Below are 24,634 nucleotides of genomic sequence, written 5' to 3' on the forward strand. Positions count from 1 at the left end.
CATGTACAAGGCGCTGTTGCTGGCTTTCTGTGTGCTGCTGGGCAGCTGTGGCAATGTCGGTGTCGAGCAGTATGCCCAGCAGCAACCCAAACTGGACCTGGCTGCGTTCTTTTCGCGACCGGTGCAGGCCTGGGGGATGTTCCAGAAGCGTTCCGGGGAGGTGGTCAAGCGCTTCCACGTGCGCATCGACAGCCACCGCGAAGGTGAGCGTCTGATTCTCGACGAGCAGTTTGTCTATAGCGATGGCACACGCCAGCGACGTACCTGGACGCTGGTGCCTGACGGCCCTGGCCGCTGGCGCGGAACGGCGCGGGATGTGATCGGTGAGGCGCGAGGCGAAGTGGCGGGCAACGCGCTGCGATGGCGTTACCAGCTGGACCTGCCGGTTGACGGAAAGCACTGGCAAGTAGACCTGGACGACTGGATGTACCTCATGGATGACGACACCCTGATCAACCGCTCTAGCATGAGCAAACTGGGCGTGGAGATAGGGCAGATCACCCTGTTCTTCCGCCGTCTGCCGGAGGGCACACCATGAACTTGATCGCGCTCACTCAACTGGTTTCGACCGGCGAGGCAAAGGAACTTGAACTGCTGTCGCTGGAAGGGGGCTTCTACCTCCTGCGCGCCTTGACTGACGTAGGCCCCGTGACCTTGAGCGATGCCCTCGGGCAGCCCGTTCGCGTGCGCTCCACTACTGAACTGAGGCATTTGCTCGGTGGCCTGCCCCCCGTGCCGTGCATGCTGGTACAACAGGTGGTGCATGATGAGATGTGCGGGCAACGTGACGGCCCGATTGCGCCGCTGCGCCTGCCGATATCGCTCGCCAGCCAGTGGTAGCCTGAGCGATGCGCCTGGGCCTGGTGCTGGGTGACCAGCTGTCGTTCGACCTGGCAAGCCTGGCCACGCTTGACCCTGCCTGCGATGCGATCCTGATGGCGGAAGTTGAGGGTGAGGCCCGGTACGTGCCGCATCATCCGCTGAAGATCGTGCTTGTCTTCAGTGCCATGCGGCATTTTGCCCAGGCCCTGCGGGAGCGGGGTTGGCAAGTGCATTATGTCGAGCTCGATGCTGACGGCAACAGCGGTAGCATCGTTGGCGAGTTGCGGCGCTGGCAACACGCCTTGGGCGCCACCCACATTCACCTGACCGAGTGCGGGGAGTGGCGCCTGGAGCAGGCTTTGCGCGATGCCGGCTTGCCCCTTGTGTGGCATCGGGATACGCGTTTTCTATGCTCCCGCGAAGCCTTCGCGCGCTGGGCCGACGGGCGTCGCCAGCTGCGTATGGAGCACTTTTACCGTGGCATGCGCAAGCGAACCGGCCTGCTGATGGAGGCCGATGGCAGCCCGGCAGGTGGGGCCTGGAATTTTGATGGCGACAACCGCAAGCCGTTACCGCGCCAGCTGCGCGGGCCGTTCGCTGCGCATTTCGCGCAGGACGGGATCACGGCAGCGGTGGTCGCCCTGGTACGTCAGCGCTTCAGCGACCACTATGGAGCCATCGACGGCTTCGACTACCCGGTGACCCATGCCGAGGCACGTCAGCTCTGGCAACATTTTCTGGACTTCGGGCTGGCGGCCTTTGGTGACTACCAGGACGCTATGGCCGAAGGCGAACCCTACCTGTTCCATGCGCGCATCAGCGCGGCGCTCAACATCGGGCTGCTGGATCTGCGTGGCCTGTGCCAAGAGGTCGACAACGCCTGGCGCGAGGGGCGGGTGCCGCTCAATGCAGCCGAAGGTTTCATCCGCCAGTTGATCGGCTGGCGCGAATATGTGCGGGGCATCTATTGGCTGCGCATGCCGGAATATGCCGGGCTCAACCACCTGGGCAACGAGCGTGCGCTGCCGGCATTCTACTGGACCGGGCGCACCCGCATGCGCTGCATGGAGCAAGCTATCGGGCAGACCCTGCGATTGGGGTACGCTCACCATATCCAGCGGCTGATGGTGACCGGCAACTTCGCATTGCTGGCCGGTATTGTGCCTAGCGCGATTTGTGAATGGTACCTGGCGGTTTACATGGATGCCTTCGACTGGGTGGAGTTGCCCAACACGCTCGGCATGGTAATGCATGCCGATGGCGGCTACCTGGGGTCCAAGCCCTATTGCGCCAGTGGTCGTTACATCCAGCGCATGTCCGATCACTGCAAGGCGTGCAGCTACAGGGTCGACCAGGTGATCGAGGAAGATGCCTGCCCGTTCAATGCCCTTTACTGGCATTTCCTCATTCGTCATCGGCCTCTGCTCTCGGCCAATCCGCGCCTGGCACTGGTCTATCGTAGCCTCGATCAGATGTCGGCCAGCCGTCGCGATGCGGTGTGGCAGCGTGGCCAGGTACTGTTGGCCCGGCTCGATGCCGCGCAACTGATATGAAAAAGCGAATTGGCCTGACCGGGTATGGAGGTTCAGTCAGCGCTCAGCCTACCCCCAGTTGCCGGCGCAACTCAGCCACTTCGGCCTCCAGCTCGCGTACCTTTTCCTCAGCGAAAATCTGTGCTGTGACGTCCCGCTGAATGCCGATGTAGTACGTCAGCTGGTCCGCCTCGTTGCGCACGGGCGTGATCGATAATTCGTTCCAGAACAGGCTTCCGTCCTTGCGGTAGTTGCGCAGCACCTGGCGGCAGGGCTTGCCTTCGCGGATCGCCTTGCGGATGACTGCAAGGCTCTCCTGGTCATGATCCTGGCCCTGAAGAAAGCGGCAGTCCTGATAAAGGATGTCGTCCGCGTAGTACCCGGTGAGCTGCTCGAAAGCGGGGTTGACGTAGATAAGGATGCTGTCATCGCCTTCCTGCTCGGCGACGACGATGCCATCGTTTGAATGCTCAACCATCAGTTGCAGGAGTTTCGCGTTTATCATGGGGCCCACCTACAGGCGTTTCGTATGCGATATGCGCAGCGTAGCTTCTATGCAGAAGGTTTCGGCGACGTGTGTTGCATCATGAACCAAGGCGGCTCAGCAGAAGGCGCATATGGGTTTAGAATGTTTCACCCTCTGGATGCCCCTGGTTATGACTGACGCCATTTCACCCGACCTGCTACCGATGCGCGATGTGGTCAGCTTGACCGGCGTCAACCCGGTGACCTTGCGTGCCTGGGAGCGGCGCCATGGCTTGATCAGCCCGCAGCGCACCGAGGGCGGCCATCGCCTGTACACGGCGCGGGATGTCCAGCGCATACGCGACATCTTGCGTTGGACTGGCAACGGCGTGCCGATCAGCAAGGTCGGTGAAAGGCTCGCAGGCCAGCCTGAGGTCTCTGCCCAGCAGCTCTCGGCCTTTGACCAATGGCGCGCCAGCGTGGCGCGCGCCGCCAAGGCTTTCGATGCAACGGCGCTTGAAGGCATCCATGGACAGTTGTGCACACTTTTCCCCACGGCCATCGTCCTGCGGGAAGTGCTGATGCCGGTTTGGCACGACTTGGCTGCAGGGGCTGCGCCAGGCGAGCGCAGCCAATGGGTGTTTCTCGACACGTTCTTGCGCGCACGCTTGCTGCTGCGTCTGCACATGAACCAGGCCGATGCGCCGCGCGTGTTGCTGGCCGCTACCGAGGGGCAAGCCGAACTCAAGGTGTTGTGCGCCGGGCTACTGTTGAGCAGTGCGCAGCAGCGTATCGAAGTGCTCGGTTGCGGGCAGCCGCTGGAAGAGCTCCCTATCGTGTGTGCGGCGATGCGGCCTGCGGCACTGGTGATAAAAGTCCAGGCCCCGTTGAGCCCCGCCTTGATCAGGCGCTTGCGCGCGTTGCAGATGGAAATCGAATGCCCGCTGGCCTTGGTTGGCGAGGGGCTTGCCGATATTCAACCCGCCTTGAGTGAAATCCCGCTAGCTCTGCTGGACGAGGCTAGCGCTGACGCCGCGCGCATGCTGAACGCCTTGCACCGTGGTGCTCTCGACCTTTGATCGATGGCCGTGCGGCGCCCATGGCACTCACTCCTTACCCATTGCGGGCACTCAGCCTTCAACCACCGGAACCACCACCACCTGAGCCGCCCGTGCCGGAGCCGCTCGAGCCGCCAGCGCCACCGCCAGGGTTCGTCCCTGTATCGTTGCCGCTTCCGCTATCCGTCCCTGAGCCATGGGTGGTGCCATCACCGCCGGTATTGTCGGTGCCATTGCTACCGGTATCGCCAGAGCCCATGCCATCCCCAGGCGTGCCTGCCCCTGTAGCGCCGCCATTGCCATTCATGTGGCTGCTGTCTTGCTTTTGCGTGCCTGGAGCGCGTTGGTCGTTCATGTCGGTGGCCGCCAGCACAAGCGGCGCGCTGGCGCCAAGGCACAGTGCCAACAACAACGAGTGGGGTTTGATGATCTTCATGGTGTATCTCCGTTGGGATGTTCACCATTTCTTTGTCCTGCCCGGGTGGCGACCTGTGCGATGGCGCTGACGAGCGGAACGAACGGACTAGGCGCCACATTTTGCGGCGCACATAGGCACGCCCCATTAGCCCGGCTCCATTGCGGTGTTTTTCTTCCAGCCCCGCAGGTTCATGACGCACAGGCAGACCTGCAGAATGATCAGCGCCCAGGCCTGCGCCTGCCATCCCCACAACCCCCACAGCACGTTGCTGCCTATGAAGCAGCAGAAGCCCAGCTTGCGTCTGTCCGGGCGCCTTGAACCGATGCACCAGGCGGCCAGCACGGTAAGGACCATGGCGGGCCATTCGAGAAAGTCGATCCAGTCATTCATCACGCGATACCCAAACTGATTGCGTTTCGATGTGGGACTGGCGAGCGCACACTCAGGTTCACATCGCTTTACCGACAGTCACGGTGGCCAGAATCATGGTAGAAGGAATATCGGATTGGCATGGAAATCTCATGTAACGCGAAAACTATAGGATCCTCCTGATCCCTCTACCCACCCTCAACTGAACAAGAACAAAGGGGGCTTACATGAGTTGTTTAATCTGCGCCGGACAGGCTGAGTCCGTCGAATGCGGCAGCGGCTGGGAAGAGCGGCGCTGCCCCCAGTGTGGTTGTTACCGGATGTCCCAATCCCTCATTCTGCGAATGATGGAAGAGGGTCAGATTTTTGATGCCGAGCGGATGCGGCAATGGCTGATGTCCCGGCGCGATGTGATACCTGTTCCCTGCATTGATCATGGCCAGGCGATTTTGTTGCTGTAATCGGACGATGCTCATCGTCCGGATGGCTCGTCCGAACTCAGGATTCAGCGGCGCAAAAAAAACAGCGCGTACTCAATAGAACATGATCACAGACTATCGGGATCGCCAAAGAACATTTGTATCCTCGACCTCAACCAGCGTTCCGCCGGGTCGTTGTCCTGCGCCCCGCGCCAGGCCATATGCAGTTCGAACGAGCGCACTTCCAGCGGCAGGTCCTCAGCCCGCAAGCCTCCCGCCGAGGTCAAGGCATCGGCCGTATAGTCCGGCACCGTGGCGACGATATCGGTCCCCGCCAGCAAACTCCCCAGGCCATTGAACTGCGGTACCGCCAGCACCACATGGCGCTTGCGGCCGATCTCCTCCAGCGCCTCGTCGATGAAACCCGACAGGTCCCCGGCAAACGACACCAGCGCATGCGGCCGTGCGCAGAAGTCGTCAAGGGTGATGCTGCCCGGCACGCTGTCGGCGCGCAGCAGCTTGGGCTTGCTGCGCCGCAGCACCTTGCGCTTGGCGTTGGCCGGCAGTTCGCTGGTGTAGCTGACGCCCACGGAAATCTCGCCCGAGGCCAGCAGGCTCGGCATCAACAGGTAATTGACCCGGCGCACCACCAGGACGATGCCGGGGGCTTCGGCGCGGATACGCTTGAGCAACTGTGGCAGCAGGGCGAATTCGGCGTCGTCCGAGAGGCCGATGCGGAACACCGCGTTGCTGGTGGCCGGGTCGAACTCGGCGGCGCGGCTGACGGCGGTGGAGATCGAATCCAGCGCCGGTGACAGCAGGGCGAAAATTTCATGGGCGCGTGCCGACGGCTCCATGCTGCGGCCGGTACGCACGAACAGCGGGTCGTCGAACAGGTTGCGTAGGCGCGACAGGGCCGCGCTGATCGCCGGCTGGCCGAGGAACAGCTTCTCGGCAGCACGGGTCACGCTACGCTCATGCATGAGGGTTTCGAACACGATCAGCAGGTTGAGGTCTACGCGACGCAGGTCGTTTCGATTCATCGGTGCGCTTCGCCTAAAGTGGGGCAGGGGTGAATCTTAAGGCCAAAGGCTGTTACCCTGCACCGTTTTCCGGGGGCCAATGCACAGGAAAGTCAGGTGCCCAATCAATGACAGGCATGTCGACTATTAATAGCCACTGATGGTCTAACGGCAAAAGCCCGGATAAAGTCCGTGGTAATACGAGATTCACACAGGCGAGGTATGCGATGTCCCGCATGATCCGTTTCCACAAGTTCGGCGCTGCCGATGTGCTCCGTTGCGAGGAGCAGCCCGAACCGTCACCTGCCGTCGGCGAGGTGCAGATCCGCGTCGAGGCAATCGGCGTGAGCTGGTATGACGTGCTCTGGCGGCAGAACCTGGCGCCCTCTCAGGCCCGTCTGCCCGCAGGGATCGGCCACGAGATGGCCGGTGTGGTGACGGCAGTCGGCGAAGGCGTCGATGACATCGCGGTGGGCGACCGGGTTGCCAGCTTCCCGGCCACCAGCGCCAACGATCACCCGGTGTATGGCGACGTCATCGTCCTGCCGCGCATTGCCATTACCCGCTACCCCGACATCCTCACGCCGATCGAGGCCAGCGTGCATTACACGCCGCTGCTGATCGCCTATTTCGCCTACGTCGACCTGGCGCGCGCCAAGGCCGGGCAGACTGCGCTGGTCACCGATGCCAGCCATTGCGCAGGGCCGGCCTTCGTGCAACTGGGCAAGGCGCTCGGCCTCAAGGTGTTCGCCGCCACCAAGGAGCCCGAGCAGCGTGAATACCTGCTGGGCCTGGGGGCTGACAAGGTGATCGTCACCGAAGAGCAGGACCTGCTCATGCAGGTTGGCAAGTACACCGATGGCCGCGGCGTGGACATGGTCCTCGATGGCATGGGCGGGCCGCAGATGTCGCTGCTCGGCGATGTGCTGGCGCCGCGTGGCAGCCTGGTGCTGTATGGCCTGCAGGGCGGCAACCAGACGCCGTTCCCGGCCTGTGCGGCATTCCAGAAGAACATCCAGTTCTACGTGCACTGTATCGGCAACTTCACCGGCAAGCCGGAGCTGGGCATCAGCCAGGACCAGGTAGCACTGCAACGGGCCTTGCGCGATATCAACCAGTTCACCGCCGATCAGTTGCTGACGCCGCAGATCATCAAGGTGTATCCATTCGCCGAGGTGGTCGAGGCCCATCGGTATATGGACGAATGCCCCTGTGGTGGACGGGTGGTGCTGGACATGGCGTCGGCCTGACAGCATGTCAAGTAACGAAAAACCGGGCTGATGCCCGGTTTTTTGCATTATGGCTGGCTATATTCAAGGGGCGGGAGTTATGAGGTTTGTAAGTTGATGTTGCCAGAGAGCCCTTGCAAGATTTTCAAATGACGTTTTTGCTCTGCGGATGGTGTGTTTGCCGATTTCTGAATGGTTTTTTCATCAGGATCTGTATCTTTTAATCCTTATTCAACGCTCGATAATGGCGCATTGATAGTTGGCGCAAGGAGCGTGCGGTGGAGAAGAGCAGGCGCAGCAGTGCGCGGTTGAAGGCGTTGGTAAGTTCATGGGCGGGCTCATATTTTTCGATGGTTTGGCGACAGCGGTGTGCAACTTCTAAGTTTCCCGGTTTGTTGTAGGAAATTTCTTCAAATTAAATCCGCTGCGTTAATTCATGTGCGGCGAATTTTTGCAGTGAATGAAGTTGTGAGGTGATGCCGTGAGTATTGTTCACGACCAGGCTATGCACTTTATCTATCAACAGGTGCTGGAGCGCCTGTTGAGTCATATGTCCAAGGAGCAACGCGCTTCCCTGCAGTTGTTGATACAGCGTTTGCTGGTGGCCGCGGGTGGGCCGGAATATATCGGTACCTTCAGGTTGCTGGTGGTTCAGGGGGCGGATCGCCGTAGCGCCCGGCTATTGGCGATGTTGCGGGCCGCTCAGTTGAGCATCGCCTTGCGAGCACCGGTGACCTTCAAGTTACGCGTGCTGGTGACCTGTTTGCCGATCACCAGCAGCGCGCTGCTGGAGCAGCATGAGCGCGCCTTCAGCGCCTTGTTCATGCATGATGATCCACGGGTGCTGCTGCAGATGGTCGAGGGCGCTGAAGTGGTGCCTTTCTGTCGCCGCGCCGATACCACCGCGCGGCAGTTGCCATTGACAGGTGGTGAAGCCTTGCTCCTGTTCGGCCACCTCGTCGATGCGCGCCCGCAAGCACTGCTGGGCAGTCGCACGCACCTGGCGCTGGCCGATGCCGTTCGCCGGGCGCTGGCCGAGTACCCGGGAGCCGATGCGTTGGTAACCGCCGTGCCCGCGCGCCAGCGCCGGCGCTTTGTGGCCTGGGCCCGGCGCAGCCTGCGCCTGGCAGGTGTCGTCAGCCCTGACTCGCTGCATCACTGCGTCGATAGCCTGGCCAGATGGCTGGGCCATTTGCATGCCGTTGCCGATTTACCGGGTGGAGCAGTCGCTGCGCCGGATAGCACCCGCACACGGGCATTGCCGCTGCGGGTCATCGCGATCGATGATCTGCTGGCCCAGTTGCTCAGTGACAGCCATCTGGACCTGGTCATGGGGTGGAGCTTCGAGGCGGCGCGAGAAGGCTCGCCGTTGACGGCGTTTGTCGACCCTGTGGCGCTGGCGCAATTAGATGAAACAAGGGGTCGCAGCGAGTCGCCCGCTGCACCGGCGCATGCCTTGCGCCTGGTCAGTCAGAACGGTCCAGCCAGCAGCTCGCAGGCGCCGCAGCCGGGGCGCCTCGCCAAGGCCTACGGGCTTGAGCAGACCCAGCTTGCCTGCATGTTGCACCGGCCGTTTTGCAACCAGGGCGCGGAGCTGGAGCGGTTTCTGCAATCGTGTCACGCCGACATGCTGGTTGCGCTGCCATACCTGCATCGGGCCTTGCAGGGCAAATCCTGCCCGGACGCAGTCAAGGACTGGATGGTCAACACCAGCGGCCTGCCGCTGGCACAGCTACGCATGGTCTACAAGGGGCGGCTGGCGCCGGGGGTACGGCGTTTGCTCGCCAACCTGGCGCGGCGCGATGTGCAGTTGCGGTTGCTGGGCCGCACTGCGCCATGCAAGGCCCCATCCTGATGGGGCGTGAGTTTGCCTATCAGGTGGTGTACCGCTACCTGGTCGCCTTGATCGAGGAAGCCGAGCGGGGCGGGCAGCCACGTTTGCCTTCGCTGAGGGCCTTGTCCAGGCGCCTGCGTGTTTCGTTGGCCACGGTGCAGGCCGCCTACAGCCTGCTCGAGCATGAAGGGCGAGTGCAGTCGGTGCCAAAGTCTGGCTACTTCGCCCAGGTTGGCCTGCAAGCAGGCCGGGCCGATGTGGCCCGTGCACTGCCCGCGCAGCCGTTGCTGGAGCGTGCACTGTTCGCCCATGAGCGGCGCCTGGGCCGGCTGCGTATGCAGCTGGCGCGGGGGCTGGGCGTGCCGCGCCTGCGGGATGCCCTGGCCGAGCGCTACACGCGCTCTTCGCATCAGTATTGGCGACCTGAGGATGTGCACCTGGGCCCGGATGTGCAGGCACTGCTGGAAACGCTGCTGCTGGCACTGGCGCTGCGTGGCAGTACCGTACTGGTCGCTTCACCGTGCTGTTGGCGGATCTTGCGGGTATTGCAACGTTGTGACATGCGGGTCCTCGAGTTGCCGCTGGACAGCGGCGGCAGCCCGGATATCGGCAACCTGACCAGGCTGTTGGGCTGTGAGCCGGTGCGCATGATGATCATGCCTTCTTGCCTGGGTTTTCCTGTGGGGCGCCTGATGCCCGCGCGCGCCCAGCAGCAGATCGCTGACCTGCTGGCCTTGCACCCGGTCTGGCTGTTGGAGAACGATCTGGACAGCGAACTGTGTTTTTCCACGCCGGCGGGGTCTCGGTTACGCGACCGGGTAGACCCGCGCTGGCTGCTGGTACTGGGCTCGCTGGAGGCGACAGTCGGGGCCGAGGCACCTTATGCCTACCTGCTGGGGGGCCATCCGGCGTTAACAGATGCGTTCGCCCTGCGTGCCTTCCAGCTTGCCCCGATGCGTCAGCAGGCGTTGGCACAGATGATCACTTCAGGCGAAATCGACGAGCACCTGGGGCACATGCGGGCGGCACTGCGTGGGCGGATGGTGCAACTTTGCCAGCATCTGGACGCGGTGTTGGGTGGGCAGGTGGACTTCGACATGCCTGAGGGCGGGTGCGCCTTGTGGGTGCGCCTGTCACCGGAAATGCTGGGTGCTCAAGCCGTGGTGGCGACAGCGGGCTCGGCATTGCAGGTGCTGGCGGGTGAGCAATTCAGCGTACACGGGCGTTATCGGCAATGTCTGGCGCTGACCTGGTTGGGTGACCAGCCCGGAGCGCTGATCGAGGCGCTGAAAAGCCTGGCGCGGGCCTTGGCGTTTGATGCCATTCGTCGGTAGCCCGGCGCAATGGCCCAGGGTACTTGCCTGAGTGTGCGGTCTGTATGTATAAACAGTGCTCACTCTTGCTGCCCGACCCCTCTTGTGATCGCCCACTCTGTCGATGACCCGCTGTATTACCTGCACAACTTCCGCCAGGTGCTGCTGTGGGTCGAGTCACGTTATGCCGACCTGCTCGACGAGCAGGAGCTGGCCTTTCTTCATGCCTTTGCCGAACTGGCGCAGCCGTCCCAGGCGCTGATGGTGCGCATGGTGATGCGCAAGGGCGAGCTGTTTCGCTGTGACCGCCTGGACTATGCCGAAATCGGTGACAGCCTGGCTGCCCTGCAACCGCTGATGGCATTGGGTTGGGTGCGCGAGCCCGAGGCCCTGAGCCTTGAGCAACTGTTCGCGCTGTTGCGCAAAGATGAACTCGCGGTGGGTTTCGCTGGGCAGTTGAGCCGCCCGCGGGCGGCCAAGGGCGACCTGTACGAACAACTGCGGCCTCTATCGCTGGGCCCCAGGCCTTTGCGCGAGTGGTTTGCCCAGGCCCCGGTGGGGATCGTGCAATGGTGCCTGCAACCGCTGTGCGATCGCATGCGCCTGTTGTTTTTCGGCAACCTGTACCAGGACTGGTCGGACTTCGTGCTGGCCGACTTGGGCCTGCTGCGTTTCGAGCAGGTAGCGTTCAGCCCCGACTCACGTGCCCTGCAGCAGCGCGGTGAGGTCAACCAGGCCATGGCGCTGCACCAGTGTGCCGAGCGTCTGGAATTGGGTGAGGATCCCGCATCGATCCTGGCGACACTGGCCGGCTTGAGTATCGACAACCCATGGCTGGCGCGGCGCCATGGGCGGCTGCTGTTCGCCGTCGGCCAGCAGTGCGAGCGCCTGGGCGACTGGGACCAGGCCCTGGCGGTGTATGCCCGCAGCAGCCATGCGCAAGCGCGTATCCGCCAGGTTCGCGTGTTCGAGCGCAGCGCGCGTTGGGAGCAGGCCCACGCATTTGCCCGGGAGCTGGCGAGCGCACCGGCCAACGCCCTGGAGGTGCAGGCCCTGGAGCGCATGTTGCCGCGGTTGGCCCGCAAGCTCGGCGGGCCCGCACAGCGCCGACGGCGCGCAGCCCCCCTGGAGCTGATCGAACTGGAGCTGCCGCGCGAGCAGGCAGCGCTGGGTGTCGAAGAGGCCGTGCGCCAACACTTGGCGCAAGCGGGAGGGCAGGCGCATTACGTGGAAAACACGCTGCTCAACAGCCTGTTTGGTCTGCTGTGCTGGGAGGCAATCTTCGCCCCGGTTCCGGGGGCCTTTTTCAACCCGTTCCAGGCGGCGCCCCAGGACTTGCACGACTGCGATTTCCAGCAACGGCGGGCGGCGCAGTTCGCGGCCTGCCTGGGCCGTCTGGACGATGGTTCCCACCGCCAGGCCATCCTCGACTGCTACGCGGCCAAGCAAGGCCTGCAATCGCCGTTCGTGTTCTGGACCATGCTCAGCCAAGCGCTGCTCGATCAGGCCCTGGCGTGCCTGCCCGCCGCGCACTTGAAGCAGTGCTTCCTGCGCCTGCTGCAGGATATCCGCAACAACCGCGCCGGCATGCCCGACCTGATCCAGTTCTGGCCGGAGCAGCAGCGCTATCGAATGGTCGAGGTCAAGGGCCCGGGTGATCGCTTGCAGGACAACCAGCTGCGCTGGCTGGAATTCTGCGCCGAGCATGGCTTGCCGGTGGCGGTCTGCCATGTGCGCTGGAGCGACTCACCGTGAGCTATCGCGTGGCGGTGCGGGCCTTGTGCGAATTCAGCGCCAAGGTCGGCGACCTGGACCTGCGCTTTACCCCATCCCCCACGGCCCAGGAAGGTATCGAAGGGCATCGCCGGGTGGTTGCCCGGCGCGCAGCAGGCTACGAGGCGGAAATTGCCCTTGAGGGCGAGTATCAGGGCCTGCAGGTGCGCGGGCGTGCCGATGGCTATGACCCGGCCGCCAATCGCCTGGAAGAGATCAAGACCTATCGCGGCGACCTGGCACGCCAGCCGGCCAATCACCGCCAGCTGCACTGGGCCCAGGCCAAGGTCTATGCCTGGCTGCTGTGCCAGGCGCGGCAGTTGCCGGCCATCGAGGTGGCGCTGGTTTACCTGGATGTCGACAACGACAGCCAGACGCTGATCAGCGAGCACTGTTGCGCCGAAGCACTGCAGGGCTTTTTCGAAACCCAGTGCCAGCGGTTTCTCGCCTGGGCCCAGGCCCAGCAACAGCGCCTTGCCGAGCGCGACCTGGGCTTGCAGGCCTTGGGCTTTCCTTACCCGCAGTTTCGCCAGGGCCAGCGGCAACTGGCCGAAACCTTGTACAAGGCTGTCAGTACCGGCCGCTGCCTGATGGCCCAGGCCAGTACCGGCATCGGCAAGACCCTCGGCACGTTGTTCCCGTTGCTCAAGGCCATGGTCCCGCAGCAACTGGACAAGGTGTTCTTCCTCACGGCCAAGACCCCCGGCCGGGCGCTGGCGCTGGACGCGCTGGGCCAGATCAGCGCAGGTACGCCGCAGCCGGCCTTGCGCACCCTCGAGCTGATTGCCCGGGACAAGGCCTGCGAATACCCGGACAAAGCCTGCCATGGCGAGTCCTGCCCGTTGGCCCAGGGGTTCTACGACCGCCTGCCAGCCGCTCGCGAGGCAGCGGCCTTGCGGCCCATGCTCGACCGCGCCGGCTTGCGCGAGGTGGCCTTGGCGCATCAGGTGTGCCCGTACTACCTCGGCCAGGAAATGGCCCGCTGGGTGGACGTGCTGGTGGCCGACTACAACTACTATTTCGACGCCCACGCCATGCTGTTCAGCCTGACCCAGCTCAACCAGTGGCGGGTCGCGGTGCTGGTGGACGAGGCGCACAACCTGGTCGAGCGTGGCCGTGGCATGTACAGCGCCAGCCTCGACCAGGGCCAGTTGCTCGCCTTGCGTCAGAGCAAGCCGCACGGGCTCGGCAGTGCCCTGGACCGGCTGAATCGGCAGTGGAATGCGCTGTACAAGGCGCAGCACGCGCCGTACCAGGCCAGCGACCAGTTGCCGGAGGCCTTCCTGCGTGCCCTGCAGCAATGCATCGGGTTGATCCAGGAACGCATGAATGAGAAGCCTGCCGAGGTCGATGCCCAGGTGCTGCAGTTCTTCTACCAGGCGCTACAGTTCAGCCGGGTGGCGGAACTGTTCGACGAGCATTTCCTGTTCGACATCAGCCTGCGCGAGGGCCCGCGCAAGCGGCGCCTAGCCAGCCTGTGCCTGCGCAATGTCACCCCGGCCCGGCTGCTTGCCCCGCGCATGCAGGCCGCGCGCAGTGTGACGCTGTTTTCCGCGACCTTGAGCCCGCGGCCTTTTTACACCGACCTGCTTGGCATGCCGGCCGATACCGCCTGGCTGGAAGTGGCGGCGCCGTTCCGCGCCGAGCAACTCGAGGTGCGCATCGCCAGCCAGGTCTCGACCCGCTACCGCGAACGCCAGGCTTCACTGGCGCCGATCAGCGAACTGATTGCCGACCAGTATCAGCGCCAGCCAGGCAACTACCTGGCGTTCTTCAGCAGTTTCGAATACCTGCAGCAGGTGGCAAGCCTGGTCGCCGAACGCTATCCGGGCATCCCGCTCTGGGCCCAGGCCCCGGGCATGGACGAAGGTGCACGCCAGGCCTTTCTTGATCGTTTCGTGGCGGACGGGCAGGGGGTGGGCTTTGCCGTGCTTGGCGGGGCGTTCGGTGAGGGCGTCGACTTGCCTGGCACGCGCCTGATCGGGGCTTTCGTCGCCACCCTCGGCCTGCCCCAGGTCAACCCGGTCAACGAACAGTTCAAGCAGAGCCTGGGCCGGCAGTTTGGCGCCGGTTTCGACTACGCCTACCTGTACCCCGGTGTGCGCAAGGTCATCCAGGCCGCCGGGCGGGTCATTCGTGGCGACCAGGACCGCGGCGTGCTGGTGCTGATCGACGAACGTTTTGCCGAACCACGGGTGCAGCAGATGTTTCCCGCATGGTGGCAGGTGGCCGTTAAATAATCCTCGGTGGCCCCATCGCACGGCATTGCAACTCCCAGTACACTGCGTGTTCCAACACCAACATCTGTTGAACTCGAGGTTTTTGCATGACGCTCAGTCCTTTGGCAGGCAAGCCGGCTCCGGCCAGCGTGCTGGTCGATATTCCCCGCCTGCTCACCGCCTACTACACCGGCCGCCCCGACGCCGCCGTGGCGGCCCAGCGCGTGGCCTTCGGCACCTCGGGGCACCGGGGCAGCTCGTTCGACCTGAGCTTCAACGAGCACCATGTGCTGGCGATCACCCAGGCCATTTGCCTGTACCGCCAGGAAAAAGGCATCGACGGCCCGCTGTTCATCGGCGCCGACACCCACGCGCTGTCCGCGCCGGCCGCGGCCAGTGCGCTGGAAGTGCTGGCTGCCAATGGCGTGCAGGTGATGCTGTCCAAGGACGACGAATACACCCCGACGCCAGCGGTGTCCCATGCCATCCTCTGCTACAACCGTGGCCGCAGCCAGGGCCTGGCCGATGGCATCGTCATTACCCCGTCGCACAACCCGCCACAGAGCGGTGGCTTCAAGTACAACCCGCCCAACGGCGGCCCGGCCGACAGCGATGTGACCAAGTGGATCGAGGCCAAGGCCAACGAACTGCTGGCCGCAGGCCTTGCCGGGGTCAAGCGCATGGAGCATGCCCAGGCGCTGCAGGCGGCCACCACCCAGCGCCATGACTACGTGGCCAACTACGTGGCCGACCTGGAAAACGTCATCGACTTCGACGTCATTCGTGGCGCCAACCTGCGCCTGGGCGTCGATCCGCTGGGCGGGGCAGGGGTGCGCTACTGGTCGGCGATCGCCGAGCACTATCAGTTGAACCTGGAGGTGGTGAACAGCGAGGTCGACCCGACCTTCCGCTTCATGTGCGTGGACTGGGACGGGCAGATCCGCATGGACCCATCCTCGCCTTACGCCATGCAAGGCCTGATCGGCCTGCGCGATCGCTTCGACGTGGCCTTCGCCTGTGACCCGGACCATGACCGCCACGGCATCGTCACCGCCGATGGCCTGCTGCAGCCGAACAACTACCTGGCCGTGGCCATCGACTACCTGTACCGCAACCGTCCGCAATGGCGCAGCGACGCCGCCGTGGGCAAGACCGTGGTGTCCAGCGGCCTGATCGACCGTGTTACCGAGCGCCTGGGCCGTGAGTTGTACGAAGTGCCGGTGGGCTTCAAGTTCTTCGCCCAGGGGCTGTTCGACGGCTCGCTCGGCTTCGGTGGTGAGGAGAGTGCCGGTGCCTCGTTCCTGCGCAAGGACGGCACGGTCTGGGCCACCGACAAGGACGGGCTGATTCCGGCGCTGCTGGCGGCCGAGATGACTGCCCGCACCGGTCGTAACCCGAGCCAGGCTTACAACGACCTGACTGCCGCGCTGGGCAAGCCATACGCCACCCGCGTCGAGGCCAAGGCCGATGCCCGGCAGAAGGCGGCCCTGAGCAAGCTGGCACCGGAGCAGGTGAAGTCGACCGAACTGGCGGGTGAGCCGATCGTGCAGATCCTCAGCCAGGCGCCGGGTAATGGCCAGGCGATTGGTGGCTTGAAGGTGATGACAGCCAATGGCTGGTTTGCCGCGCGGCCTTCGGGCACTGAAGACATCTACAAGATTTACGCCGAGAGCTTTGTCGACGAGGCGCACCTCAAGCGCCTGGTGGAAGAGGCGCAGGTGCTGGTGGATGCGGCAATTGCCTGATTGACATGAGGGGGGCCGCAGTGCGGCCCCTTTCACTTATGCAACATCGACCAGGACGATCTCGCTGTCCTCGATCGCGGTCACTCGCAGCACTGCTTCCTGCTCGATCGCCACGCCATCCCGGCCCTTGGCTCGCAGGCCATTGACTTCCACCAGCCCCTTGGCCGGCACCAGGTAACCCCGGCGCCCGGCTTCGAAGCGGTACTCGGCGGTTTCACCGGCACGCAAGGTGGCTGCCAGCAAGCGCGCATCGGCGCGGATCTGCAGGCTGTCCTCATCCCCCGCACGGCCGCTGGCCAGGGTCACGAAGCCTTCGCCACGTTCACCTTTGGGGAATGGGCGCACACCCCACGACGGCGCATCGCCAACTTTCTCCGGCACGATCCAGATCTGGAAAATGCGGGTATCGACCTCTTCCAGGTTGTACTCGCTGTGCACGATGCCGCTACCGGCACTCATCACCTGCACGTCGCCCGCTTCGGTACGGCCTTTGTTGCCCAGGCTGTCCTGGTGGGTAATGGCGCCTTCACGCACATAGGTGATGATTTCCATGTCGCGGTGCGGGTGCGGCGGGAAACCGCTGCCGGCGGCGATCAGGTCGTCGTTCCAGACCCGCAGGTTGCCCCAGTGCATGCGCGCCGGGTCGTAGTACTCGGCAAACGAGAAGTGGTGGTGAGCGTCAAGCCAGCCGTGGTTGGCGTGGCCGAGGCCTTCGAAGGGTCGCAGTTGCAGCATGGTCGTGCTCCTTGAATCAGTGGAATGAAGCCATGATGCGGCAAAAATAGATCGAAAATAAGCGTAAATATCGGCTAATTATGATCATAAAAATAGATTGATAGTGGCGATGTGGATTATGCGATTCATCGCCTAATCCACTGATCTGCAAGCATTCGCTGGCGATTTTCGGCAGATGCGGCGAACATGGCCCGCTGATTTGATTTTCAACGGAGTGACCGTGGCCCACGAGCAACCCCAGGCCCCCGCCGAACTGACCCCGCCCGCCCAGCTGCCCTGGTTGCGCCGCCTGGCTGCCCGCCTGCTGGGCCGTGGCCTGACCCAACTGCAGGCCCAACACCGCGACTCCTGGTTCCTTGGCCACGTCACCGGCCAGCGCAGCGGCCATGCCGATGGCCTGCGCGAAGGCTTCGAGCGTGGCCGAGTGGAAGGCTACGAGGCCGGGCGCCAGGTGCTGGTGATCCGCGACGCCCGCCCGGCCACCGCCGCCGTGCCCGGGCAGGACGACAACTTATTCGATGATTGGCGCCTGCCGTTGAGCGCCGAGCTGAAAAAACGCTTCAAGGCCGACGTTGCCCAGCGCCTGCCCGCCGAGGCCCAACCCAGTGCGGCGCAGTGGAAGCTGATCTTCAGCGACACGCCGTCCACCTGCGTGGTGGCCGGCGCCGGGGCGGGCAAGTCGACCTCGCTGGTGCTGCGCATCCTGCTGCTGCGTCACTACCTGGGCTACGAGCTGGACGCGATGACCGTGGTCACCTTCACCCGCGAATCGCGCAAGGACTTCATCAAGCGCCTGGTGCAGGTTTTCGCCCTGTGGCAACTCGACCTGCAGCCAGCCAAGGCCCGCGAGCTGGTGCGGACCTTCCATTCGCGGATCCTGCCGCTGGTGCGCAGCTTGCCGGGCTTCGGCCAGGTGCGCGCGTTCGAGACCCTGGGCAACGAGATGCCGGCTGGCCGCGAGGCGGAGGCCGACAGCAACCCGTTCGACCTGCGCCTGAACGATGCCCAGCGCCAACAGCTCAACCAGTGCTACAGCCAGTTGCTCGGCGCCAGCCCGCGCTTCGCCGAGATTGTCGCCACCTTGCGCCGCGAGGCCCTGCAACTCAAGCCACTGGACCCGGACCACCCGGATGTGCAGAAGCGGGTGCAGGTCACCCAGCTGGCCGCCCAGCGTGACGAAGAATTGTGCGACGTGATCGAAGACCTGTGGTTCGCCGCTGGCGCCTGGCCGATCAAGGGAATCGAGCCCTGCCGCGAAACCGTCGAGATCCGTGGTAGCCGGTTCCATGTGCATGGCCGCCTGCAAGGCCTTGATGCCTGGGTGGTGCTGGGCTTCGACCCGGCGGAAAGCGCCCAGTACCAACGCCCCGGCGCCAAGCTGGCAGTGCGAGCCGAGTGGGCGGTCAAGCGCACCTTGTTGCAGGCGTTCTGCGACAAACCGTTGATCTGGCTCGACAACTACGCCATGGCCCGGCGCCTGGCAGCATCGCTGGCCGGCGATGCCGTGGCCGGGCCCGGTTTCGAGTACAAGGTCAAAGGTGAGCTGGCCGCGGCGCCGCTGCTCGACGCCTTCGTCGGCGCCGCCAACTTCATCGAGAACCTTGGCCTGGAGGTAAACCCGGCCGTGGCGGCCATGAGCTTTCCGGCCGGCGACCCCGACGCGCTGTTCTTCGAGGCCTTGGCCCTGTACTGGAAAGCCCTGGAAGCGCACCTGCTCGACCAGTCGCCACCGGTGATGAGCTACAACCGCATGTTCGCCCTGTTCGGCGAGAACAACCCGGAGAACCTGCGGCTGCTGCCCGATCCGTTGCTGCGGCCACTGGCGCACTTGATGATCGACGAGTTCCAGGACGTTTCGCCGCAGATCGTCAGCTGGCTGCGCGCCAGCCTCGCGGAAATCCGCCGCCGTGGCCCGGCCATGCACACTGGGCGCAATGCCCAGCATGCCTCGCTGATGTGCGTGGGCGACGACTGGCAGTCGATCTATGGCTGGCGCGGCAGTTCGCCGAAGTACTTCATGGAGTTCACCAAGGCCTTCCCGTCACCGGCCAATACCCGGGTGATGCTGGTCGACAACTACCGCTGCCAGCAGCAGGTGATCGATGCCGCCGAGCACCTGGTCAAAGGCACACCGGCCATTGCCGGCAAGAAGGCCCGTGCCAGTGGGCCGGCCGCCGAGCTGCCGGGTGCCCCGGTGCGGGTCTTCGACCGGGATGAGGCGGCGCTGGGCGAGACGCTGATCGAGCATTACCAGCGCGGGGAGTCGGTGATGATGCTGTACCGCAAGGGCAGCGACAAAGCCCTGATGAGCGAGCACCTGCAAAGCGTACTGCACGCCGAAGCCCAGTTGCCGGCCGAGCAACGGCGCCTGCGCCAGTTGACCTACCACAGCGCCAAGGGCCTGCAGGCCGACGCGGTGTTCATGCTAGGCGATTGCCAGTACCTGACCAGCTCGCCGTACAAGAACCAGGTGTACCGCCAGGCTGGCCTGGGCAAGGCCGGCGATGCCCAGCCGTTCGACACGGCGCAGAAGGAAGAGGTGCAGCGCCTGGCCTATGTCGCGGTGACCCGTGCGGTCAGGCACTGCTATTGGCATGTGGAGGCGGCCAACGCAGAAGCGATGGGCGTGCCGCGGGCGTCGAGCCAGGTGGATGGGCGGCAGGCCTTCTTCGAAGACCTGCGCGGCCAGTGATCACGCGTCCAAGGTTTCCACTTGCCGGGTAAGGCTCAGCAGCAGGCCGTCCTCGACCTCTTGCTGCGCGCGCGTCAAGGCGTCCATGGCATCCTTGAACGCTGCCTCCTCGAGTGGCACGCGCCGTAGCATGCCGCTTGCGTCCAAAGGCGAATCCGGCATGGCTGCGCTCAGCACCCGGGTTATGGCGCTGTCAAGTCGGGGGACGGGGTCGTATTGTTCATCCCAGCAATGGAACAGGTAGTCGACGCCGGGCCGCCAGAAATCGGTTATAGCTTCGAACTGGCTGGCATATCTGGCTTTTAGGTAGTCAACCCAGACCGGTTCCCCGATCATCCAACGCTGCCGGGCCGCAACGTCGGCATCGCGTTCGAGCACGGCCGCGCCTACGTTGTCGATGATCGTCTGGTTGATCCTTGCAGCACTTCGATAAAGCATGCCGCGGCTGGGCTCGGGAAAGTCGAGGTGCTCGGCCAGGGACTGTCGCAGGGCGAGGCGGACCTCAATGTCATCGACCGCGCCCGTTTGCAGGTCCACATCAGGGTAGGCTGCAGGGTAGTCCAACGCGTCGTAGGGCGGTAATTCATCGTCCAGGGCATTGTTCAACAGCGCCTGTTTGCGCAGATTGCGCTGGAGGCTGATGCGATCTGCCAGGTGGTTGACCTGTTCCCGGCGATACAGCTGGCGATACAAGTCGACAAGCGGTTTGGCGCTGCCCTGTGCCTGGCCCGCTGCCCGATCGGCCAGCAATTCGACCTCCAAAGCGCTGAAGGCATCGGCGCCGGCATCGCCACAGGTGGGAGGGAAGAGTCTCGCCACCGCCGTCAGGCGCTCTCGCAGCGCAGTGTCTTCACCGGCTTGCTCCAGCAGTGACCATACCCGCGTGCGCAGGCCGTGTGGATCGCGTTGCGCTTCCTTCGAGTAGGTCAGGCGTTCGAACACGGCTTGCAGGTCACCATTTTCGTCCTCGTCGAACAGGTCGGCCCAGAGCTGATCCTGCTGGCTGCTCGCCGAGTCTCGCCAAAACCCCTGCCATTCAGGCCGCTCGGGCGTGTGCTCGAAGGCGTTCACACCGCTGGCGCGCAAGCGCCTTAATGATTCGGCCTCGATATTGTTGTAGTTGAACAGCCAGTTGCGTTCAGGCAGCCGGGCGGCGACATCGCGTGCATACGGGCTGCGGAGTATGTTGGCGAGGTCCTGGATATGGTGGATGCGGTTGAACGACAGGTCCAGATAACGCAACTGATACTGTGGCTGGCTCATCAAGGTGGTGAGGCCCTTGGGCCATGCCTGCAACTCGCTGTTGTTCAAGTTCAGATGCCGGAGCCGAGCCATGAAACTGACATCGGGTGCGTGTTGCAAGGGATTGAAGTCCAGGTCCAGCTGTTGCGGATGGACCAGATCCTGGAACTTTGCAGCGAGGCCTTCATCGAGCGTGATGCGGTTGCTGCCCAGCCTCAGCACATCCAGCGGCAACTTGCTCAGGAAGGCCAATGTGTCTTCGTCAAGTGTCAGCCGGTTGCGACGCAGGTTCAGCTGGCGCAGGTCCGGCATCGCGGCCAGCACCCGCTGCGCAGTGGGTGAAAGGGATTGCAGGGCATTGCTGGTCAGGTCCAGCGAGCGCAATTTGGGCACTGACCCGAGCGCCTGATACAGCGCCTCTGCATTTATTTCCGGGTTGCCGGTCACTTCCAGCTTTTGCAGGTTGGGGAAGCAGGAAAGGAACTGTTCATTCAGATGCTGCAGTTCCAACTGGGTCAGTTTCAGTTCCTGGATGTGCGGCATGCGGGCGCTGATTGCGGGTAAATCCGCCAGACGCATGCGTTCCAGCTCCAGCTGGTTGCTCCCACCTTCCCGACGCCAGGCCCGTTTGAGTTGCTCGGCACATTGTTGTCTGTCCAGACGATCGTCCAGGCCCTGCGCATTCGCGACCCATTCGTTCAGGTCATGCTCGAGATTGCGCAACTCTGTTTGCAACCGCCCAATAGCGGCTCCGAGGTCACCGGTCTCGCTCAATTCGGCCTGCAAGGCCGTAAACTGGCGACTGTCCAAGTCAGGGAACAGTGAGCGCAGCCGCCGCGCAGCAACACTCGCACTGAGGTTGGCTGCGCCGCGACCGCTGAGCGGGTAACCGATACGCCCATGGGCCAGGCGCATGGGCGTGCGAAAACCGGGCTTGATCGGTTGCTGGCCAAGCAGCGTGGCACAGCCGGGGCGGTCGGCAAGCGCGATATCCAGCAATTGGGCTTCGCTCGCGTGCGGATGTGCAGTTTGCAGGGCTTCGCCCAGCAACTGGCTATCAGCATTGGCCAGGCTGGGCCGGTACAGGCCCAGCAAGGCACGGTCAAGGCGGGCGCGGGCTTGCAGGTAGCGGGCTTCTTCAGCCATGCGCAAGGGCACGCGGCCACTCGCCATGCGCTGCCGTTCGCTGCTGCCGGCATGGGCTACCAGCTCTTCCAGTGCGCTAGCGGGCAAGCCGGAAAACTGGCTGCCGAGCGTCTGCGCGGCGGCGCCGGGAGACGTTTGTTGGCGCTTGAGCATGCTGTCGAAGATGTCGCTGCGGCGTTCTGTCAAACGCTTCGCCAATTGCTCATCCAGAGCGCGTGCGCGCTGTTGCGGCGCAATGCCTGGCAGCAACTGTTGCAAGGCTTGCTCATCCATCTGCTCCACGACGACGCTGCTCAGGTTACCTGAGTCGAGGTCTTCCCGGCCGATCTCGATGGATAATGCATCGGGGGCATCTTCAGCGCCGAAGTAGACGGCCTCCCCCCACTTTTCAGGCCCCGTGAACACCTTCAACCGGTAACGCGCTGGCCAGCCCGGCATGCTGGTCAGTTCCGGCAGCGCGAAATGCTTGTAGGCTGCCAGGGGCAGGCCGTGGCGCACCCGGGTGATGATGCTCTGGGTTTCGTTATCCAGGCGCAGGCGCAGCAAGGTATCGGCCAGCAACGCGGGTGGGCGTGCGCCGCTGATCTGGCTGTGGCGCAGGCTGTCTGCATCGCCACCGGCAATGCGCAGGGCCGTGAGTTGTTCCGAGGGTTCAAGGCCGTCGCTGAACGGGCCAAGCCCGTTCAGCAGTTTGCTGTCGTCCCATGCGAGCGGGTCGTCATGTTCCAGCTGCCAACGTTTGTCACCCAGGTAGCGCAATGCCGGGCTATAGGCGTCGGCGGTGTGAGGATGGCGGACGCGCCATTTTCCATCCATGCCTTCGAACACTTCGTACAACTGCCCCTCAAGCAGCACATGGTCTTTGCCACCAATGACGTAGAGTCCCTGGTCGTTGGTTTGCGCGTCTGCGGGCAGTACTTCTTCGCTGACATAAGCGCGCATATCGGGCTGCCAAAGGCTTTGCCGGCCATCTTTCCAGACGCTTTGCAGTGCATCGACAAACCCCGACGCCTTGAGCAGTTTTGCACCGACGGCAAAGCCGCCGATCGTGGCCGCATTGATGGCCAGCGATTCCAGTTGCAGCAATGCTTCATGGGTATCGCCGTTCTCCCAGGCTTCAAAGCCGGTGAACACCGAATCCATGATGTCGTAGGCGAACACGCCGAGCATGACGACATCTAGCCCAGGCACAAAGAACGCAGCCACATTCAGCACGCTCATGCCGGCGTCAAGCCACCGCGCAAGCCGTTCCTTGCGTGCTTTGGCATCGACATCGGCGGTGGGAACCGCGATTGTTCGGGCATCAGCTTTCAGGCGCCGCGTGTGGTTGCGGTACAGCACCGGCCAGATGGGCAGCGCCAGCTTGGCAGAGTCGAACTGCACCTTGGGATTCACAGCGGGCTTGCGCCCGGATGGGGTTTGTTCGAACAGGGCGTTATCCAGCTTGTCGCTGAGTTCGGCTTGTTTGTCCTGGTCAGCGAATGCGATCAGGAGGCGGCGAAACGTGCTTTGCAGCAAGCGCTGGCGCAAATGCGCACCGGCCTTCTGTAACGAGGGGAATTCCCTGAGTGGTTGCTCCTGATCCTGAGGCATGTAGAGCATGCACGGGTTGGCCTGGTCGGTGCGATCCGGGCCGATCACCAGGACATCATTCAGCGGGATGCCGAACAGGCTGAAGCGCCAGCAGTGCAGCGAGTCGTCGGCATAGCGCGGTGTGGGGTGGTTATCGCACAGCTGGGTCAACGCATCACGCCCCTTCAGCGTCACGAGGTTTTTCAGGTAGGCAATCATTGCCTGGGTTTTCAGCGCCTGGCGGCTTGCGTCAATCCATCGCTGTTCGATCTCTGCTTGCCCAGGCCCTTCGTAGATGGCTTGCAGGTGGTCTTGATAGCGCTGGCCCAGGTCCAGCGCTCGGCATTGATCGATGAACATCTGTGGCGCGAGGCCGCGGGGTCTTTTGTTGCTGCCAGGGCCTTGGGTCAAGGTGTCATAGGGGCCTACTTGCTCAGACCCGGCAAAATTATGCAGGGCGGCTTCCAGCAGGGAGCGTGGTTGCGGCGGCCCGTCGGGTTCGGTGATGAAGGGTTGGGGCTGGTCCAGTGAAATCTCCAGACCGGGCGGGTTTGTTTGCTCAATGAACACCTTGTAGGGCTGGTGGATGTATTGGGCCTGGTCCACCTCGACATCCAGGCCCAATTGCTGGCTCAGCAACGGTTTGCAGAACTCATGGATCTGCTTGAAGCCCTTGAGCGCGCCGCGTAACGCCTTGAACTGAGTATCGCGTTCGCCAATGAGTTGCCGCACAAGCGCCTGGTCGTCCTGGCTGGCTGCAGCGTACCAGCTGTACGGCGCGCCATTTTCATCCAGGTAGTCCTTGCGTACGGCCTGCACGATGCGGCGAGTATGCTCAGGATGCATCGTGCGCGCCCAGAGGGGCAGGCTGCGGTCGATCTGGGCTTGATGGTAGGGCGTGGGTGGGGTTGTCATGCTGATGGTACTCCTGTCGAAAGAAGCGCCATTCGGCAGCCTGCGCGGCAGCAGAGGGTGGTAGTTAGTTGCTTGCACGGGTCGGTCCTGTGCATGCAAGGGTCGGGGAGAGGC

18 protein-coding genes are annotated in these 24,634 nt (G+C 63.5%); 11 read left to right on the top strand and 7 right to left on the bottom strand.

Annotated elements, in window-relative coordinates:
• The first annotated feature begins 1 nt into the window (after position 1).
• The 3 genes from ABE528_RS03415 to ABE528_RS03425 are packed head-to-tail and all read left to right on the top strand — an operon-like array spanning position 2 to position 2,375.
• The gene (locus ABE528_RS03415; RefSeq protein WP_346652274.1) at positions 2-538 is read left to right on the top strand and encodes a DUF3833 domain-containing protein; all 537 of its coding nucleotides are present in this window, start codon (positions 2-4) and stop codon (positions 536-538) included.
• The gene (locus tag ABE528_RS03420) at positions 535-840 is read left to right on the top strand and encodes a DUF6482 family protein (protein ID WP_152958277.1); all 306 of its coding nucleotides are present in this window, start codon (positions 535-537) and stop codon (positions 838-840) included. Before ABE528_RS03415 ends, ABE528_RS03420 begins: the two co-directional genes overlap by 4 nt.
• An 8-nt stretch (positions 841-848) precedes the next feature.
• Positions 849-2,375, top strand: coding sequence for a cryptochrome/photolyase family protein (locus ABE528_RS03425; RefSeq protein ID WP_346652198.1), 1,527 nt, complete (start codon positions 849-851; stop codon positions 2,373-2,375).
• A gap of 43 nt (positions 2,376-2,418) precedes the next feature.
• Here the strand turns inward: ABE528_RS03425 and ABE528_RS03430 are convergent, their stop codons facing one another.
• Positions 2,419-2,859: a PAS domain S-box protein gene (locus ABE528_RS03430; protein WP_346652199.1), complete on the bottom strand. Its 441-nt coding sequence runs from the start codon at positions 2,857-2,859 to the stop codon at positions 2,419-2,421.
• Between the two features lie 151 nt (positions 2,860-3,010).
• Here ABE528_RS03430 and ABE528_RS03435 point away from each other — a divergent pair, with 151 nt between their 5' ends.
• On the top strand, positions 3,011-3,898 hold the full coding sequence (locus ABE528_RS03435) for a MerR family transcriptional regulator (RefSeq protein ID WP_346652200.1): 888 nt from the start codon (positions 3,011-3,013) through the stop codon (positions 3,896-3,898).
• Between the two features lie 58 nt (positions 3,899-3,956).
• Here ABE528_RS03435 and ABE528_RS03440 read toward each other — a convergent pair whose 3' ends face one another.
• The 4 genes from ABE528_RS03440 to ABE528_RS03455 all read right to left on the bottom strand — a co-directional run bounded on the left by ABE528_RS03440 (position 3,957) and on the right by ABE528_RS03455 (position 6,126).
• A complete protein-coding gene (locus ABE528_RS03440; protein ID WP_346652201.1) occupies positions 3,957-4,313 on the bottom strand; it encodes a hypothetical protein in 357 nt (118 codons plus the stop codon).
• A 126-nt stretch (positions 4,314-4,439) separates the two neighbouring features.
• A complete protein-coding gene (locus tag ABE528_RS03445) occupies positions 4,440-4,685 on the bottom strand; it encodes a hypothetical protein (protein WP_152958282.1) in 246 nt (81 codons plus the stop codon).
• A gap of 215 nt (positions 4,686-4,900) precedes the next feature.
• The gene (locus tag ABE528_RS03450) at positions 4,901-5,140 is read right to left on the bottom strand and encodes a hypothetical protein (protein ID WP_346652202.1); all 240 of its coding nucleotides are present in this window, start codon (positions 5,138-5,140) and stop codon (positions 4,901-4,903) included.
• Between the two features lie 71 nt (positions 5,141-5,211).
• The gene (locus tag ABE528_RS03455) at positions 5,212-6,126 is read right to left on the bottom strand and encodes a LysR family transcriptional regulator (protein ID WP_346652203.1); all 915 of its coding nucleotides are present in this window, start codon (positions 6,124-6,126) and stop codon (positions 5,212-5,214) included.
• A 206-nt stretch (positions 6,127-6,332) separates the two neighbouring features.
• On the opposite strand from ABE528_RS03455, the gene ABE528_RS03460 reads away from it, so the two are divergent.
• The 6 genes from ABE528_RS03460 (at position 6,333) to pgm (ending at position 16,218) form a co-directional block, all read left to right on the top strand.
• Positions 6,333-7,355: a zinc-dependent alcohol dehydrogenase family protein gene (locus tag ABE528_RS03460; protein ID WP_152956620.1), complete on the top strand. Its 1,023-nt coding sequence runs from the start codon at positions 6,333-6,335 to the stop codon at positions 7,353-7,355.
• 460 nt (positions 7,356-7,815) lie between these two features.
• On the top strand, positions 7,816-9,189 hold the full coding sequence (locus ABE528_RS03465; RefSeq protein WP_346652204.1) for a hypothetical protein: 1,374 nt from the start codon (positions 7,816-7,818) through the stop codon (positions 9,187-9,189).
• A complete protein-coding gene (locus ABE528_RS03470; RefSeq protein ID WP_346652275.1) occupies positions 9,189-10,502 on the top strand; it encodes an aminotransferase class I/II-fold pyridoxal phosphate-dependent enzyme in 1,314 nt (437 codons plus the stop codon). The genes ABE528_RS03465 and ABE528_RS03470 overlap by 1 nt, the downstream gene beginning before the upstream one ends.
• Before the next feature lie 84 nt (positions 10,503-10,586).
• Positions 10,587-12,236, top strand: a complete 1,650-nt coding sequence (locus tag ABE528_RS03475) for a VRR-NUC domain-containing protein (protein WP_346652205.1) — start codon at positions 10,587-10,589, stop codon at positions 12,234-12,236.
• Positions 12,233-14,494, top strand: coding sequence for an ATP-dependent DNA helicase (locus ABE528_RS03480; RefSeq protein WP_346652206.1), 2,262 nt, complete (start codon positions 12,233-12,235; stop codon positions 14,492-14,494). The genes ABE528_RS03475 and ABE528_RS03480 overlap by 4 nt, the downstream gene beginning before the upstream one ends.
• 86 nt (positions 14,495-14,580) lie before the next feature.
• Positions 14,581-16,218 (top strand): phosphoglucomutase (alpha-D-glucose-1,6-bisphosphate-dependent), encoded by a 1,638-nt coding sequence (gene pgm / locus ABE528_RS03485; protein ID WP_152956622.1) that lies wholly within the window; start codon positions 14,581-14,583, stop codon positions 16,216-16,218.
• Positions 16,219-16,254: 36 nt separating this feature from the next.
• Here the strand turns inward: pgm and ABE528_RS03490 are convergent, their stop codons facing one another.
• The gene (locus ABE528_RS03490; protein ID WP_152956623.1) at positions 16,255-16,953 is read right to left on the bottom strand and encodes a pirin family protein; all 699 of its coding nucleotides are present in this window, start codon (positions 16,951-16,953) and stop codon (positions 16,255-16,257) included.
• A gap of 175 nt (positions 16,954-17,128) precedes the next feature.
• Here ABE528_RS03490 and ABE528_RS03495 point away from each other — a divergent pair, with 175 nt between their 5' ends.
• Positions 17,129-19,645 carry a UvrD-helicase domain-containing protein gene (locus tag ABE528_RS03495; protein WP_346652207.1) on the top strand — a complete coding sequence of 839 codons (2,517 nt, stop codon included), beginning with the start codon at positions 17,129-17,131 and terminating at the stop codon, positions 19,643-19,645.
• Here the strand turns inward: ABE528_RS03495 and ABE528_RS03500 are convergent, their stop codons facing one another.
• Complete coding sequence (locus ABE528_RS03500) at positions 19,646-24,520, bottom strand: NEL-type E3 ubiquitin ligase domain-containing protein (protein ID WP_346652208.1); 4,875 nt, start codon at positions 24,518-24,520, stop codon at positions 19,646-19,648.
• Positions 24,521-24,634 lie beyond the last annotated feature (114 nt).

Origin of the sequence: Pseudomonas sp. TWI628 (genome assembly GCF_039673865.1) — a bacterium.
In the GTDB taxonomy this organism is placed as follows: Bacteria; Pseudomonadota; Gammaproteobacteria; order Pseudomonadales; family Pseudomonadaceae; genus Aquipseudomonas.